This is a genomic window from Tistrella mobilis (assembly GCF_039634785.1).
Taxonomy (GTDB): Bacteria; Pseudomonadota; Alphaproteobacteria; order Tistrellales; family Tistrellaceae; genus Tistrella; species Tistrella mobilis.
Genome location: NZ_JBBIAB010000005.1, coordinates 90,110 through 102,057 on the forward strand (window position 1 = coordinate 90,110; position 11,948 = coordinate 102,057).

The 11,948-nt window shown below is 68.3% G+C and carries 11 protein-coding genes and 1 riboswitch; of the genes, 5 read left to right on the forward strand and 6 right to left on the reverse strand.

The genetic code is table 11. The annotated features are described in order from the left end of the window. Positions 1 to 146: 146 nt before the first annotated feature. The 5 genes from fabD to mltG all read left to right on the forward strand — a co-directional run bounded on the left by fabD (position 147) and on the right by mltG (position 4,936). Positions 147 to 1,088: an ACP S-malonyltransferase gene (gene fabD / locus WI697_RS08520; RefSeq protein WP_014745383.1), complete on the forward strand. Its 942-nt coding sequence runs from the start codon at positions 147 to 149 to the stop codon at positions 1,086 to 1,088. Between the two features lie 57 nt (positions 1,089 to 1,145). Further along, positions 1,146 to 1,883 carry a 3-oxoacyl-[acyl-carrier-protein] reductase gene (fabG, locus tag WI697_RS08525; RefSeq protein ID WP_014745382.1) on the forward strand — a complete coding sequence of 246 codons (738 nt, stop codon included), beginning with the start codon at positions 1,146 to 1,148 and terminating at the stop codon, positions 1,881 to 1,883. Positions 1,884 to 2,082: 199 nt separating this feature from the next. Then, the gene (locus tag WI697_RS08530) at positions 2,083 to 2,319 is read left to right on the forward strand and encodes an acyl carrier protein (protein WP_014745381.1); all 237 of its coding nucleotides are present in this window, start codon (positions 2,083 to 2,085) and stop codon (positions 2,317 to 2,319) included. Positions 2,320 to 2,603: 284 nt separating this feature from the next. After that, the gene (gene fabF / locus WI697_RS08535) at positions 2,604 to 3,863 is read left to right on the forward strand and encodes a beta-ketoacyl-ACP synthase II (protein WP_062765245.1); all 1,260 of its coding nucleotides are present in this window, start codon (positions 2,604 to 2,606) and stop codon (positions 3,861 to 3,863) included. 50 nt (positions 3,864 to 3,913) lie between these two features. After that, complete coding sequence (gene mltG, locus WI697_RS08540; RefSeq protein ID WP_345958155.1) at positions 3,914 to 4,936, forward strand: endolytic transglycosylase MltG; 1,023 nt, start codon at positions 3,914 to 3,916, stop codon at positions 4,934 to 4,936. A 4-nt stretch (positions 4,937 to 4,940) separates the two neighbouring features. On the opposite strand, the gene WI697_RS08545 is transcribed toward mltG, so the two are convergent. The 6 genes from WI697_RS08545 to WI697_RS08570 form a co-directional block, all read right to left on the reverse strand. Continuing rightward, a complete protein-coding gene (locus WI697_RS08545) occupies positions 4,941 to 5,987 on the reverse strand; it encodes a DUF6925 family protein (RefSeq protein ID WP_345958156.1) in 1,047 nt (348 codons plus the stop codon). Then, on the reverse strand, positions 5,939 to 6,787 hold the full coding sequence (locus WI697_RS08550) for an ABC transporter ATP-binding protein (RefSeq protein ID WP_409351430.1): 849 nt from the start codon (positions 6,785 to 6,787) through the stop codon (positions 5,939 to 5,941). Before WI697_RS08550 ends, WI697_RS08545 begins: the two co-directional genes overlap by 49 nt. A 4-nt stretch (positions 6,788 to 6,791) precedes the next feature. Further along, the gene (locus WI697_RS08555; protein ID WP_345958157.1) at positions 6,792 to 7,787 is read right to left on the reverse strand and encodes a FecCD family ABC transporter permease; all 996 of its coding nucleotides are present in this window, start codon (positions 7,785 to 7,787) and stop codon (positions 6,792 to 6,794) included. Then, on the reverse strand, positions 7,784 to 8,551 hold the full coding sequence (locus WI697_RS08560; protein WP_345958158.1) for an ABC transporter substrate-binding protein: 768 nt from the start codon (positions 8,549 to 8,551) through the stop codon (positions 7,784 to 7,786). The genes WI697_RS08555 and WI697_RS08560 overlap by 4 nt, the downstream gene beginning before the upstream one ends. A 130-nt stretch (positions 8,552 to 8,681) precedes the next feature. Beyond that, a complete protein-coding gene (locus WI697_RS08565) occupies positions 8,682 to 10,634 on the reverse strand; it encodes a TonB-dependent receptor plug domain-containing protein (protein ID WP_345958159.1) in 1,953 nt (650 codons plus the stop codon). Between the two features lie 166 nt (positions 10,635 to 10,800). Then, positions 10,801 to 11,017, reverse strand: a riboswitch (cobalamin riboswitch). 71 nt (positions 11,018 to 11,088) lie between these two features. Continuing rightward, entirely contained in the window at positions 11,089 to 11,862 is a 774-nt protein-coding gene (locus WI697_RS08570) for an SDR family NAD(P)-dependent oxidoreductase (RefSeq protein ID WP_062765226.1), read from the reverse strand. Positions 11,863 to 11,948 lie beyond the last annotated feature (86 nt).

Genomic DNA, 11,948 nt, shown 5'->3' on the forward strand with positions numbered 1-11,948 from the left:
AGTCATGACGGCCATATCCGGTGTGGTGGGACGATGCGGTTCTTGACAATCGGTCGCGGTCGCGGTCATGACTTGGCGACGACCGGCCGGGCCTGCGGGCTTCGGTCCGGCGATCGGGTCGACAGCCAAGACTGAAGCGAGGCTCCATGGCACGTGCGTTCGTCTTTCCCGGACAGGGCTCGCAGAAGGTGGGCATGGGACAGGATCTTGCAGCGGCCTTTGCCGCGGCCCGTGAGGTCTTCGAGGAGGTGGACGAGGCGCTGAAGCAGCCGCTGACCCGCCTGATGTTCGAAGGCCCGGCCGAGCAGCTGATCCTGACCGAGAATGCCCAGCCGGCGATCATGGCCTGCTCGATGGCCGTGGTCCGCGTCCTCGAACGGGAAGGCGGCGTCGATCTGGCCCAAAAGGCCGCCTTCGTGGCCGGGCATTCGCTGGGCGAGTATTCGGCGCTTTGCGCGGCCGGGGCGCTGGACATCGGCGATACGGCCCGTCTGCTCAAGATCCGCGGCCAGGCCATGCAGATGGCGGTGCCTGTCGGGCAGGGCGCCATGCTGGCACTGATGGGCGTGGACCCCGACGAGGCACGGGCCATCGCCGACGAGGCAGCCGGGTCCGGCGAGGTCTGCGTCGCCGCCAACGACAACGCGCCGGGCCAGGTGGTTCTGTCGGGCCACAAGACCGCGATCGACCGCGCGGTCGAGGTCGCCAAGGCCCGCGGCAAGCGGGCGATCCCGCTGGAGGTGAGCGCACCTTTCCACTGCCCGCTGATGCAGCCGGCCGCCGAGCGGATGGCCGATGCCCTGGCGCAGGTGGAGATCGACGCGCCGCGCCTGCCGCTGATCGCCAATGTGCTCGCCGCCCCGGTTTCCGATCCGGACCGCATCCGCGGTCTGCTCGTCGACCAGGTGACCGGCATGGTTCGCTGGCGCGAAAGCGTGCTGGCGATGAAAGAGGCCGGCGTCGAGGAAACCGTGGAGCTGGGGGCGGGCAAGGTTCTGTCTGGTCTCACCAAGCGCATCGACCGCGCGCTTTCGGCCCAGTCGGTGGGAACGCCGGCCGAGATCGAAGCGTTCCTGAAGTCTCTCTGAGGACGGCCTCTTAACCGTCCCGCGATCTTTCCCGTCCACCACAGTGATGGATCATCCATGTTCGATCTGACGCAGCGCACCGCGCTCGTGACCGGGGCCACCGGCGGCATCGGCGCCGCCATCGCCCGCGCTCTCCATGCCCAGGGCGCCGTGGTCGCGCTGCACGGCCGCCGCGCGGACGCGCTGGAAGGTCTTGCCGCCGAGCTTGGCTCGCGTGTCCATGTCCTGCCGGCCGACCTCGCGGCGGACGGCGCGGCCGAGCAACTGGTGAAGGATGCCGAAGCCGCCATGGGCGGGCTCGACATTCTGGTCAGCAATGCGGGGCTGACCCGCGATACGCTGCTGATGCGGATGAAGGACGCCGATTTCGATCAGGTGATCGACGTCAACCTGAAGGCCGGCTTCCGTCTGGCCCGGGCCGCGATGAAGGGCATGATGAAGCGCCGCTACGGCCGCATCGTCGCCGTCACCTCGGTCGTCGGCCATATGGGCAATCCGGGGCAGGCGAACTACGCCGCCTCGAAGGGCGGGCTGACCGCCATGATCAAGGCGATCGCGCACGAAGTTGCTTCGCGCGGGATCACCGCCAATTGTGTTGCACCCGGTTATATCGCAACGCCGATGACCGACGTGCTGACTGACGAGCAGAAGACCGGTCTGCTCGAGAAGGTGCCGGTGGGCCGTCTCGGTTCGCCGGAAGACGTCGCCGCGGCCATCGTCTATCTGGCGAGCGCCGAGGCGGCTTACGTGACCGGTCAGACGCTCCACGTCAACGGCGGCATGGTCATGATCTGACCGCCGGGCCGGGGACGCAAACCGGACCAGCCCCGTGACCTTCATTGCCGCGGCATGTCCGCCGCGGCTGGCCAAGGTGCGGAAAGTGTGCTACAGCCCTGTTCGATTTCGGCGGGGCTGCCAGGCACGAGACAAACGGCAGTACGGCGCTACGCCCGAACGAACGCCACTTGCCAGTGAGCTTGAGGGACGACGACTGATGAGCGACATTGCTGAGCGCGTGAAGAAGATCGTGGTCGAACATCTCGGTGTCGACGAAGAGAAGGTCACCGAGACGGCCAGCTTCATCGACGACCTCGGTGCCGACAGCCTCGATACCGTCGAACTCGTGATGGCCTTCGAGGAAGAGTTCGGGATCGAGATCCCCGACGACGCCGCGGAGAAGATCCTGACCGTTCAGGACGCCATCAAGTTCATCCAGGAGAACCAGTCCTGATCGGACAGGTCTCCGGGCGACGTGCCGGCCATCAGGCCGGCACGGCCGCGCCCGCTTCCATGCGGGTGAGCTGATCCTCCGGAGCCGGTGCTGCGATGCCGATCAGGCGTCCCCGCAGCCGGCTCCGCCGCGCAACCCTGACGGGCCGCGGAGATCCGCTATGAAACGGGCGTGGTCGGCCGGTCCGGAACGGAATCGGCTGCAACGCCCGCTTCTGGCGTTCCGGCGGGCGTCGCGCCGCCGGCACGCGACCCATTTCAGGCAGAAAGGACGCGCTGACCGAGATGAGACGTGTCGTCGTCACCGGGCTGGGTCTTGTCACTCCGCTCGCGGTCGGGGTGAAGGCGAGTTGGGAGCGTCTGCTCGCCAGCAAGTCCGGAATCCGTCACATCGACAGCTTCGATGTGTCCGACCTTTCCGTCCGCATCGCTGCCATGGTGCCCAAGGGCGCCGGTGACGATGCCTTCCGTCCCGAGGACTATGTTCCCGCGAAGGACGTGAAGAAGATGGACGAGTTCATCCATTACGCGCTGGGGGCCGCCGACGAGGCGATCCGCGACGCCGGATGGGCTCCGGAGGCCGAGGAAGAACTCGATCGCACCGGTGTCATGATCGGCTCTGGTATCGGCGGCCTGCCGACCATCGCCGAAGGCGCGGTCACCATGGAACAGCGCGGTCCACGCCGCGTGTCTCCGTTCTTCATCCCGGCCGCGCTGATCAATCTGGCCTCGGGCCAGGTCTCGATCAAATATGGTTTCCGCGGGCCGAATCACGCCGTGGTCACCGCCTGCTCCACCGGTGCGCATGCCATCGGCGATGCCGCCCGGCTGATCATGTGGGACGATGCCGATGTGATGGTGGCAGGCGGCTCGGAAGCCGCCGTCTGCCGCATGGGCATTGCCGGTTTCGCTGCGGCCAAGGCTCTGTCCTCCGGCTATAACGACACGCCTGAGCGTGCGTCGCGACCCTGGGACAAGGGTCGTGACGGCTTCGTGATGGGCGAGGGTGCCGGCGTGGTCGTGCTCGAAGAGCTTGAGCATGCCAAGGCGCGTGGCGCGAAGATCTATGCCGAAGTCGTCGGCTACGGCATGTCGGGCGATGCCTATCACATCACCGCACCGTCGGAAGACGGCAATGGCGGTTTCCGCGCCATGCAGGCGGCGATGAAGCGGGCGGGGCTCAACCCCGACCAGATCGACTATGTCAACGCCCACGGCACCTCCACGCCGCGCGGTGACGTGATCGAGCTGGCGGCGGTGAAGCGCCTGTTCGGCGAGGCGGCCTACAAGCTGTCGATGTCGTCGACCAAGTCGTCGATCGGCCATCTGCTGGGCGCTGCCGGCGCTGTCGAGGCGATCTTCTCGATCCTCTCGATCCGCGACGGTGTCGTGCCGCCGACCCTCAATCTGGACAATCCGGACGAGGGCTGCGACATCGATCTGGTGCCCCATCAGGCCAAGGAACGCGAGGTGCGTTATGCCCTCTCCAACTCCTTCGGCTTCGGCGGCACCAACGCCTCGGTGATCTTCGGCCGGCCCGAATGAGCCGCTCCGAGTGATGCCGACACTATGATCCGGGATCTGCGGGCTCTGCCGTGCGCTTCCTGAAGCATCTCATCATCGCCCTCGTCTCCCTGGCGACCCTGGTCGTCGCGGGGGCGGGGGCGTTGTTGTGGTGGGGCTCCGTCTGGCTGGAAACGCCCGGGCCGCTGACCGAGGCCCGGACCGTGCTGCTGCCGCGGGGGACAGGCGTCGCCGGCATCACCCGTGAACTGGCCGATGCCGGGGCGATCGACCAGCCGGCGGTCTTTCGGGCGGCGGTGGTGCTGCTGGATGTGCAGACCCGGCTGAAGGCCGGTGAATACCGGGTCGAGCCGGGGCAGAGCCCATCCGACATCATCGACATGCTGGTCGAAGGCAGGGTCGTGCTGCACCGCCTGACCCTGCCCGAAGGCATCACGCTTCGCGCCGCCTGGGAGGCGGTGGCCGGCGACGACCTGCTCAGCGGCGACATGCCGCCGATGGAGGGGTTCGCCGAAGGCGGGCTGCTGCCCGAGACCTACACCTATACCCGTGGCGATGATCGCGGCGCCCTGATCCGCCGGATGAAGGCGGCGATGGACAAGGCACTGGACGAGGCCTGGTCGGCAAGGCGGCCGGATCTGCCGCTGTCGACGCCCGAAGAGATGCTGATCCTGGCCTCGATCGTCGAGCGGGAGACCGGCATTCCCGACGAGCGGCCGCTTGTGGCCGGGGTGTTCGTGAACCGGCTGAAGCGCGGCATGCGGCTGCAGTCGGACCCGACCGTCATCTATGGCCTGAGCGAGGGCACCGGCCGGATCGACCGCGGTATCACCCGGTCCGATCTGGGCAATGCCCATGATTGGAACACCTACGAGATCGACGGTCTGCCGAAGACGCCGATCGCCTTGCCCGGCCGTGCAGCGCTGATGGCCGTGGCCCAGCCGGCGGAAACCGATGCGCTGTATTTCGTGGCCGACGGCACGGGCGGCCATGTCTTTGCGCGCACGCTGGCCGAGCACAATGCCAATGTCGCCAAATGGCGCCGGATCGAGCGCGAGCGTCGCCGGGCCGCGAAGGCGGCGGCCGGCGACTGACGCCTCAGCCGCAGACGGTGTCCGGAGTCCGCCCACGGGCGGCGGGATCGATTGCATCGCTCCAGGCATCGAGAACAGCCGCTCTGGCCGCCTGCGTCTGGCGCGCCTGACGCAGAGCCACGCGAAGCGTCGCCCGCAGATGCCGGGCATCCTGATCCCCGTCATCGACCAGGGCGTCCGGGGCCATCCCGTCCTGCAGTGCGGCCAGGAACCGCTGACGCAGCGCCAGCACCCGCGGATCGCCATGCGCCGTCATCAATTCCTGAAAGGCCTGATGAGCGATCGGGTCGAAAGCGCGCGGCCGACCGAGGGCATCGCGCAGCGGATTGCACGCATGCAGCGTCAGACCGGCGACCAACCCGTCGGGGATCGGCGTATTGGCGGAGGCGGCGCGACCGGCGGCCAGCAGCTTCGGCAGAAGATGGGTGTGGGGTCCTTCGGGAGAGGTTTCCCCCGTCTTCGGAACAGCCTGAAATACCTCGATCCTTGCCAGGCGGGTCATAAAGACCCGATGGGCCCCGGTGGCTGCGGCGGCTCGGCGCGGCCCCGGATCCTCTCCTAGCAGCAGCCGGCCGGCCAGCCCGCGGAGGACCGAGAGCGCCTCGGGCGTCGAGGCGCGCAGGCAGGCCTCGGTATGAGGAATGCCGAGGCCCAGATCGAACAGGATGCCGTTCCGGTCTTCCGGCCGCACGGCATCCGCATCGGGGCCGAGTTCGGTGACCACCGTCCGGGTCGGCCCGGCGGCGGCGGCTTCGGGCAGGCAGAAAGCGATGGCCGACGACCAGCCGACGCCGTCGGAGGACGGGGTCTCGTAGGCCAGCGGCCGGACATCGCTCCGCAGCGTGATGGCGATGGCACCACGGTCAGTCGCCAGCCGGCGGCGCTCGGGGTCCTCTGCGGCATCGACCGACAGCGGCTCGTCGGCATCGCGCATGAACTCGGCGATGGCGCCGAAGCTGCCTGTGCTCCAGGCCTGGGCCGGATCGGCCAGAAGCCGTCCGATCAGCGGGCCTGCTGCATCCTCATATGCGGAGATGGATGCGTGAGGCATGTCGTTGTCTCCCTTGACTTTTCCGGTAGCCGGGTCCGGGCCCATGGCACGACCAGCAGATGGCCGTCGGCCTGGCCGTGCAGGGCGCGGATGCCATAGGCCTGTGCCAGCCTGTCGGGGGTGAGCACGGCTTCAGGTGATCCGTCGGCAATCAGGCGGCCCTCTGCCAGCAGCACCAGCCGGTCGCAGAACCGGGCGGCAAGCCCCAGATCATGCAGCACGGCCACCACCAGCCGGCCATCGCCTGCAAGGGCTTTGAGCAAGTCCATGACATCAAGCTGGTGTGCGGGGTCGAGGGCTGCGACCGGCTCGTCTGCGAGCAGGATCGGTGCTTCCACGGCCAATGCCCGGGCCAGAAGAACCTTGAGCCGTTCACCGCCCGAAAGTCGGTCGACCCGGCGGCCGGTGAAACCCTGCGTGCCGGTTGCCGCCATGGCTCGGGCGATTGCGCGGCGGTCTGAGGGCCTCCGGCCGTCACCATGAGGCAGGCGGCCGAGCGCGACCACGGCTTCTGTCGGCAGCGGCCAATGCACATCGGCGCCCTGGGCCAGATACGAGATCCGTCGCGCCCGGGCGGCGGCGGACAATTGGTGCAGCGGCTGCCCGCCGAGCAGCACACTCCCATGCTGCGGGGTCAGAAGACCGGCGAGCAGGCGCAGCAGCGTGGTCTTGCCGGCGCCATTGGGGCCGATCAGCCCCACCAGTTGCCCCGGGCCGAACGACAGGCACAGATCCTTGAGCCGGGCGCGGTCCAGCCCTGAAACGGTGAGGTGTCGCGCCTCGAGGGTCATTGCGTCCATGGGGTCAGCCGTCCTTTCGCGCGGTCTTCAGGATCAGGGAGGCGAGGAAGGGTGCACCGATCAGGGCCATCATCACCCCCAGCTTCAGTTCGGGACGGGTCGGCAGCAGGCGAACGGCGATATCGGCCGAGAGGGTGAAAGCGGCGCCAGCCGGGGCTGCGATCAGCAGCAGGGCGCCGGGGCGATGGCTGACCAGCGGCCGCAGCAGATGCGGGACGATGAGGCCGACGAAGCCGACTGCGCCCGCGACCGCGACACCGGGCCCGACGGCAAGGGCCGTGCCCAGAATCGCCGCAAGCCGGGTGCGGGTGACATCGAAGCCGAGACTTGCGGCCGTGTCCTCGCCAAGGGTCAGGGCTTCGAGCGCCCGTCCCAGCCGGGCGAGCATCACCAGGCCGATCATCACCGGCGGCACCGCCAGCCAGACATGATCCATACTGCGGTCGCTGAGCGATCCCATCAACCAGAAGACGATTTCGAGCGCCGCATAAGGTGACGGTGCGAGATTGAGGGCGAGGGCGGTGAGGGCTGCGGCGAAACTGCCGATGGCGACGCCGGTGAGGATAAGCGCGGTGGTGCCGGCCCCGCGTGCCGCGATCACGGCCAGGACCAGCGTGGCGGCGAGGGCGCCTGCAATGCCGCCGAGCGGCAGGGCCAGCGACCAGGCAGCCGCCGCACCGCTGTAGAAGGTGGCGACGGCACCCAGACCTGCCGAGGCAGAGACACCGACCACGCCCGGATCGGCGAGCGGGTTGCGCAGCAGCCCCTGCAGAGCTGCACCGGACATGGCGAGCCCGGCGCCCAGCACAATCGCGAGGATCGCCCGGGGGAGGCGCAGCTGGACCAGAATCAGCGCATCCAGCGTGTCGCGGCCATGGGCGACGTCGGCCATCGCGCGCGGAAGATCCAGACCGTCCGGCCCGGCAGCAATGGAGGCCAGCGTCAGAAGGGCGGTGAGGAGGAGAAGCGCCGCCGATATCCGGCCCGTGGTCAGCGTCATGGTCGCGATCCTCGCCGGCGTGCGGCGAGCGACCGTCGCGCGGCCGACAGGCGACCGACCGCCTCTGCGACCCACGGGCCCGGGCAGACCCAGAGGGCGGCCGGCAGGCTGGTGATGGTCATGCCCGCTGCCCGCGCCCGGAAGGCCGGATGGTCGAGCACCTCGCGCGCAAGGGCCGGTGGTGCATCCCCGTCGGAATCGAGCACCAGCAGATCGGGTTTCAGGCGTAACAGCCGTTCGAGGCCGATCCGGCCATCGCCATCGACCGGCGCATCGGGGGCCAGATTGCGGAGACCGGCCGCGGCCAGGATCTCGTCCTGCAGGGTTCCCGCTCCGGCGACACCGCCGCCGGGGCGCAGAACCACCACGCCCGGAAGCGGTGTGTCTTTCGCATCCAGGGTCGCCTCGCCAAGCATCCGGTCCATGGCATCGAGCATCTCCCGGCCGGCATCGGGGTTGCCCACGGCCGCCGCAAGGCTGGTGACCTGGGACCGGATGCCGGCGAGGCTGGTCGCCTCGTCGAGCAGCAGCACCGGGATGCCGGCCCGGCGCAGCATCTGCGTGGTCGTCAGAGTGGTGTAGCGGCCGGCGACCACCAGATCCGGGGCGAGCCGGGCAATCTCCTCTGCCCGGCCGTGATTGAGCACCAGCCCCCGCGCCGCTGCGGGATCGATCGCCGCCGGCCCCGCGGCCAGCCAGGTAACCGATACCAGCCGGCCGGGCGGCGCCAGGCGCAGCAGCAATTCATCGGCACACAGGTTCATCGACACGATCCGCCGCGGCCCGTCCCCGGCGAAAGCCGAGGGCGGGGCCGCGAGTACCGGGCCGGTCAGCAGAAGCCCGGCCGACAGAAGCCCTGGCAGGCGGTACGGAAGGCGCCGTGCCGGCATGGGCTCAGAACCGCATCCGCAGGCCGGCATAACCTGCGCGACCACGTGAGCCGTAGCCCAGAACCTCCTGATATTCCTCGTCAAAGAGATTGTCGATCCGGCCGAAGATCTCGACCGTGTCGGTGAGATCATAGGCGGCGGTCAGGTTGACGAGGGTGTAGTCGTCGAGGGTGACGGGGTGTCGCGCATAGCTGGCGTCATAGGCCCAGTCCTTCTGCTCACCGTTATAGATCACCGCGATGCCGGCCCGCGCGCGATCATCAAGGAACCGGGTCATCAGGTCGGCACTGGCAATGTGTGGTGCGCGGCGAACCAGCTCTTCGCCATGGGAGTCCTTACCATCGGTGTAGGTGTAGGCCAGCCGCAGATCGATCCAGGCAAGCGGGCGGATGGTCATCGAGGCTTCCACGCCGTTGATGCGCGACGTACCTGGCAGATTCTCCGACGAGGGGCCGTTCCCCTGGATCAGGTTCTTGATGTCCTGTCGGAACCACCCGAGGTCGACCACCAGGCGGCCGTCGAGGAAGCTGTGTTCGACGCCGGCATCCCAGCCGGTCGCTTCCTCGGGCTTCAGGTTGGGATTTCCCCTGTAAGTGTTTGTATAGCCGTAGAGTTCGAACAGCGTCGGGTTCTTGATGCCCGTACCGTATGACGCGCGGAGCCTGGTGTCGGTGCCGGGGATCAGCCAGGCCGCTGTGGCCCGCCAGCTGTGCTGGTCGTCGAACAGGCCGTTCCGGTCGTAACGGCCGGCGGCCGACAGAAAGAGCTGGTCGTAGAGGCCGAGCCGATATTCGCCGGCGAAGCCGGTCGACTCGTAGTCGTGTTTCACGACCGAGCCCGGCGCCCAGGAACTCCAGGTCCGGGCGCTTTCGCGCTCGTGATCGAGGCCGAAACTCAGGTCGTGGCTGACGGCGCCGGTCTCGAAGCCGTAATCGGTCTGATAGTCGGCTTTCACACGGCGGCCCAGATAGGTGCTGGTGATGAGATCGCCGTCGCGATAATTGCGGTCATGTTCCGTAGTTGCGAGGCCGATCTTGTGGCGCCACCGGCCATCCGCCATGGCGTAACGGGCCTCGCCGCGCAGAAAGGTCTGGGTACCGGTGGTCAGGTCGTCGGGATCATCTTCGGGGATGGTGCTATAGGCATCGGTATCAGCGCGATAGCGCACGGTCCGGCCGACCAGGGCGAACTCCACGTCTTCCGCCGGTCGCCAGCCGAATTTCGCGAAAGCGGACCGGTTGCGATAGCCGTCCTTCTCCAGATTGCCGGCGCGTTCATCGGCGGAGGAGATGCCGTCGGTTCGGAAGCTCTGGGTCGAGACCAGCGCGTCGAAGGTCTGGTCGCCATAAGAGACGGTACCGACCGCTTCGCGGGTGTCGAAACTGCCGGCCTCGGTCCGCACACTGCCCGAAAGCGGGCCGGACCCACGTTTGGTCGTGATGTCGATCACGCCACCCACGGCATCCGAGCCATAGAGCGCGCTCTGCGGCCCGCGCAGCACTTCGATCCGCTCGATCTCGTAGGCGAGCAGATGACCGAAATCGAAATCGGAATCACCTGACGGATCGGAGACTTCGATGCCGTCGATCCGCACCAGGGTCTGATTGGCTTCCGAGCCGCGGATGCGGATCTGCGATGTGCCACCCACCGACCCGGTGCGGCTGACCGCAAGGCCGGGCACCAGACGCAGGGCATCGTCGACCTGACGGATCTGCAAAGCCTCGATCTGTTCTGCGGTGATGACGGTGACGGCGCTGCCGACGGTCTCGACCGGCACCGGGCTGCGGGCGGCGGAGACGGAAAGCGGGGCGAGCCGCGTGGGCTCGTCGGTTCCAGTCTCTTCGGCAGCGGCCAGGTTCGTAATTGCCAGCGGAGACAGCGTGATCAGTGGCAGTGCCAGGCCGGCACGAAGCAGACGGCGCGACCGGTGGCGGGCGGGCGGACGATTGGTGGACACGGGGATACTCGACCTCGTTCGACTGCATCATGCGGTCACTGCGAACGAGGCCGGCAGGGTGGCTGGACGGGGCGGGAAGGGGAAGCCTTTGGGGGCTTATGGGGTCTTCATGCCGCGCCGCCACCGCTTGCAGAACCCATCGGTACACCCCGCCCGACGTGCTCGCCCGTGACCGCGAATGACGGCAGGTCTCCTGGCTCGCGGGTCGTCGCACCACCGTCACCTTCCCGGCCCCCGTCGGGGCCAGTGGTTTTCGAGACGGGGCGCTCTCCGCTTACAGTTGCGGGGGCAGCCGCGGAATTGCCGGATTATGATACCGGCGCACCGCATTCCCTTTTCATCCCGCGGAACGACCGCAGGACACCGTCAGTGGCGATATCCTGGCGCGAAGATCGACCGTATGGCAAGTGCGATGTGATATTCGCGTGTTTTCGCCGGATGGTTGCAGCGGCCGTCACTTCCCAGGCAGGCCGCCGAGCAGCCGGTCCGCCCAGGCGGCCGGCAGGGCGGCGAGCAGCCAGCAAAGGGCCGCCAGTTGCCACGGAAAGGCGATGCGCGCCCGGTTGCGGTCGAGCCCGCGGCGGATGATCCGCGCCGCCCGGTCGGCATCCATCAGGAAGGGCATCGGAAAGCGGTTGCGGGCGGTCATCGGCGTGCGCACGAACCCCGGGCAGACGACAGACACCCGTAGCCCGCCATGGGCAAGGCGCGGACGCAGCCCTTCGCCCCAGGCCTTCACAGCCGCCTTTGATGCGGCATAGGCAGGGGCTCCCGGCTGGCCGCGATAGCCGGCGAGGCTGGCGACGATGGCGATCGCTCCCCGCCCGCGACCCAGCATCAGTTCGGCTGCGGGCAGCACGGTGTTGACCACGCCGTCGACATTGACCGCGAAGATGGCCCTGGTGACCTCTGCCGAAACCGCGCCGCCACTGCCGGTTTCGTTGCCCGAGATGCCGGCATTGGCGATCATCAGGTCGAGGGGCGCGCCTGCACCGATCGCGGTCACCCAGGCTGCGACGGCATCGGCATCGGTGACGTCGAACCGCGCCACATCCACCTCGGCGCCCCGGCTGCGCGCGGCCGCCGCCACGGCTTCCGTGCGGTCCGTGTCGCGGCCATGCAGGGAAAGCCGGATGCCCGGCCCGGCATATTCCAGCGCCAGGGCAGCGCCCAGGCCGCTGGACGCGCCGGTGATCGCGATATGGCGGGGCGTGGGGGATGCGGTCATGGGACGCGGGTGGTCCTGGTGGACATCCGACGGGCAGCGTCGGAGACTGTGACGTGATCAGACCCGGATGGTCATCCGAGGCTTGG

Coding starts and splice junctions, on each gene's coding strand:
- WI697_RS08550 (WP_409351430.1), bottom strand. CDS start 6,787: ATGGACGCAATGACCCTCGAGGCGCGACACCTCACCGTTTCAGGGCTG.
- WI697_RS08555 (WP_345958157.1), bottom strand. CDS start 7,787: ATGACGCTGACCACGGGCCGGATATCGGCGGCGCTTCTCCTCCTCACC.
- WI697_RS08560 (WP_345958158.1), bottom strand. CDS start 8,551: ATGAACCTGTGTGCCGATGAATTGCTGCTGCGCCTGGCGCCGCCCGGC.
- fabD (WP_014745383.1), top strand. CDS start 147: ATGGCACGTGCGTTCGTCTTTCCCGGACAGGGCTCGCAGAAGGTGGGC.
- WI697_RS08530 (WP_014745381.1), top strand. CDS start 2,083: ATGAGCGACATTGCTGAGCGCGTGAAGAAGATCGTGGTCGAACATCTC.
- fabF (WP_062765245.1), top strand. CDS start 2,604: ATGAGACGTGTCGTCGTCACCGGGCTGGGTCTTGTCACTCCGCTCGCG.
- WI697_RS08570 (WP_062765226.1), bottom strand. CDS start 11,862: ATGACCGCATCCCCCACGCCCCGCCATATCGCGATCACCGGCGCGTCC.
- fabG (WP_014745382.1), top strand. CDS start 1,146: ATGTTCGATCTGACGCAGCGCACCGCGCTCGTGACCGGGGCCACCGGC.
- WI697_RS08545 (WP_345958156.1), bottom strand. CDS start 5,987: ATGCCTCACGCATCCATCTCCGCATATGAGGATGCAGCAGGCCCGCTG.